A 3,049-nucleotide genomic window follows, 5' to 3' on the forward strand; every position below is an offset into this window, starting at 1 on the left:
GGCGTTGCTGCTCGGCCGCGCCGAGCCCGACCCGCAGTGGCGCGACGGCCCGGCGCGTCCGGCGCTGGCCTTGGCCGCGATCGACCGCGCCCCCGCCGATTTGCTGCGCACCCGTCCCGACATCGCCCTGGCCCAGGCCGGCGTGCTGCGCGCCGCCGCCGACCTCGGCCTGGCCCGGGCCGACCAATACCCGCGCCTCGCGTTCGGCACCTCGATCCAGTGGTCGGTCAACGTCACCGCGCATCGCCGCACCGAGACCGAAGGCATCGGCGTGTCCGGCCCGATCATCGACGTGCCGCTGTTCGACTGGGGCCTGCGCCGCGCCCGCGCCCACGCCAAGGGCGCCGAGCTGGAAGCGGCCGCGCTGGCTTACCGCAAGACCGTGCTGGCGGCGGTGGCGGAAACCGAATCGGCGCTGGCGGCGCTGGAGCAGCAGCGCCAGCGCGAGGACGCCGACCGCCGCGCCTTCGACGCGCTGGCGCGTTCGGCGCAGATGCAGCAGGTGCGCCGCGGCCTGGGCCTGAGCGGCGACCTGGAACTGGCCGGCAGCCGGATCGAACGCGACCAGGCCGCGCTGGAACTCAACGCCGCGCGCGGCGACCGCGCCCAGGCCTACATCGCGCTGTACAAGGCGCTCGGCGCCGCGCCCGAAGAGCGGCTCGGCCGGGTCGAGGCCGATGTCGCCGCGCAGGCGCCGCCGGCCGCGTCCACGACGATCGCAAGCCAGGCGCGCCGATGACTTCGCTGGCGCGCCAGACCTTACGCTACGAATGGCGCCGGTTCCTGCCGGCGGTGCTGGCGATCGGCTTCTCCAGCCTGCTGCTGTTGCTGCAGGCGGCGCTGGTGCTGGGCATCTTCGGCAGCGCCAGCGTGTACGTGTCGGGGTCGTCGGCCGATCTGTGGCTGGGCTACCCGGGCACGCAGAGCGTCGACCAGGGCCGGCCGGTGGATCCGAACCTGCAATCGCTGCTGCTGATGCAGCCGCAGGTGGCCAAGGTCGAACCCTTCTATTGGCTCGACGCCGACTGGCGCGGCCCGGCCAAGGACACCGGCGGCGTGTCGGTGTACGTGTCCGGCATCGACATCGGCCGCGACGGGCTGATGTTCTCGCGCGCGCTGTCGCCGCAGCTGCGCCAGCGGCTGGCGCTGCCCGACAGCGTGATCGTCGATCGCGCCGAGCTCGACAAGCTCGGCGTCGGCATCGGCGAGCGCGCCCATCTCAACGGCCACCCGGTGCGCGTGGTCGGCGCCAGCTCGGGCCTGCGCGCGCTCGGCGGCGTCAACGTGGTCGCCTCGCTGGAGACCGCGCGGCATTTGCAGGGCGGCGGCGGCAACGCGACGTGGCCGGCGTACTTCGTCGCCCGCCTGCACGACCCGGCGCAGGCGCCGCAGGTGATCGCGCAACTGCGCGCCGGCGCCGCCGGCTTCGGCCGCTTCGAGGCCTGGACCGCGCCGGATTTCGCCCGCCAGGCGGTGCTGTTCTGGATGTTCGACACCGGCGCCGGCGCCGGCGTGCTGTTCCTGGCCGCGGTGGTGCTGCTGGTCGGCGCGGTCATCACCAGCCAGGCGCTGGTCGCCGCGGTCAACGGCTCGGTGCGCGAATACGCGACCTTGAACGCGCTCGGCATCGGCATGCGCTCGCTGCGCTGGGTGGTGCTGGAGCAGGCGCTGTGGGTCGGCGCGATCGGGGTGGCGGTGGCCACCGTCGCGGGCCTGGCGCTGATCGCGCTGGCGCGCGCGCGCGACGTGCCGGTGTTGTTCAATCTGCAAGTGACCGCGATCTGCATGCTGGTGGTGATGGTGCTGGCGTCCTTGTCGGGCCTGTCGGCCCTGCGCGGCCTGCGCCGCGCCGATCCCGCGGTGCTGCTGCGATGAACGCGCTGCACGCTCCGCCCGCGTCCCACATCGCCGATGCCGCGGCGGGGCTGGTCGCGCACGGCATCGTCAAATCCTTCCTGTCCGGCAGCGTGCGCAGCACGGTGCTCGACGGCATCTCGCTGCAGATCCATCCGGGCGAGCTGACCCTGATCTCGGGCCCGTCGGGCTGCGGCAAGAGCACGCTGCTGTCGGTGCTCAGCGGCCTGCAGCGCCCGGACCAGGGCCGGGTCAGCGCGCTCGGCGAGGATCTCGGCGCGCTCGGCCTGCGCGCGCTGGAAGCCTTCCGCCTGCACCACACCGGCTTCGTGTTCCAGGGCTTCAACCTGTTCCCGGCGCTGACCGCGGCCGAACAGGTCGCGCTGCCGCTGCATTACCTCGGCCTGAGCCGCGCCGACAGCCGCGCCCGCGCATTGGCGGCGCTGGACGAGGTCGGAATGGCGCGGCGCGCGCACCTGCGCCCGGCCGAGCTGTCGGGCGGCGAGAAGCAGCGCGTGGCGATCGCGCGCGCGCTGGCCAAGCAGCCGGCATTGCTGTTCGCCGACGAGCCGACCAGTTCGCTCGACGCCGCCAACGGCCAGATCGTGATCGACATCCTGCACGGCATCGCCCGCCGCCACCGCACCCTGGTGCTGTGCGTGAGCCACGATCCGCGCCTGATCGGCCACGCCGACCGTCTTCTGACCATGGAAGACGGCCGCATCCTCAGCAACCGGCGCGATCCGGGCGCCGACCTGCCGCTTCCTCCTCTTCCTTCCTCTTCTCCCCCGGGCCGCGATGATCCGACTCCCTAACCGCCCCGCGCCGCTGCTGCTCTGCCTCGCGCTGGCGTCGGCCCTGTCCGGCTGCGGCCGCGACCAACCCGCGCGCGCCGCCGCGCCGCCGGCCACCGCGTCGGCATCGAGCTTCGCCGCGGTCGCGCGCGGGCGGGTCGATGTCGAAGGCGGCCTGCTCAAGCTCGGCATGGCCGCCGAAGGCGTGCTGGCGCGGGTGCCGGTGCGCGAAGGCCAGCGCGTCGCCGCCGGCCAGGAACTGGCCGCGCTCGACCCCACCGCCGCGCGCGCCGACGACCGCATCGCCGAAGCGCGGCTGGCGCAGGCGCGCGCGCAAGTGAACCTGTTGCAGCAACGCCTCGCGCAAGCGCGGGTGCGCGCGCAGCGCCTGGGCGCGGCCG

4 protein-coding genes are annotated in these 3,049 nt (G+C 74.3%); all 4 read left to right on the forward strand.

Annotation, left to right across the window (positions count from 1 at the left end; translation table 11 throughout):
• On the forward strand, window positions 1-739 hold a 739-nt coding region (locus tag A7A76_RS19390), incomplete at its 5' end, for a TolC family protein (RefSeq protein ID WP_206412752.1).
• Window positions 736-1,875, forward strand: a complete 1,140-nt coding sequence (locus tag A7A76_RS19395) for an ABC transporter permease (protein WP_206412753.1) — start codon at window positions 736-738, stop codon at window positions 1,873-1,875. The genes A7A76_RS19390 and A7A76_RS19395, both read left to right, overlap by 4 nt.
• The gene (locus A7A76_RS19400) at window positions 1,872-2,669 is read left to right on the forward strand and encodes an ABC transporter ATP-binding protein (RefSeq protein ID WP_206412754.1); all 798 of its coding nucleotides are present in this window, start codon (window positions 1,872-1,874) and stop codon (window positions 2,667-2,669) included. Before A7A76_RS19395 ends, A7A76_RS19400 begins: the two co-directional genes overlap by 4 nt.
• Window positions 2,653-3,049, forward strand: a 397-nt coding sequence (locus A7A76_RS19405) for a biotin/lipoyl-binding protein (protein WP_206412755.1), incomplete at its 3' end; no start/stop codon positions are given. The genes A7A76_RS19400 and A7A76_RS19405, both read left to right, overlap by 17 nt.

It is taken from the genome of Lysobacter enzymogenes, from assembly GCF_017168095.1.
GTDB classification, from domain to species: domain Bacteria; phylum Pseudomonadota; class Gammaproteobacteria; order Xanthomonadales; family Xanthomonadaceae; genus Lysobacter; species Lysobacter enzymogenes_D.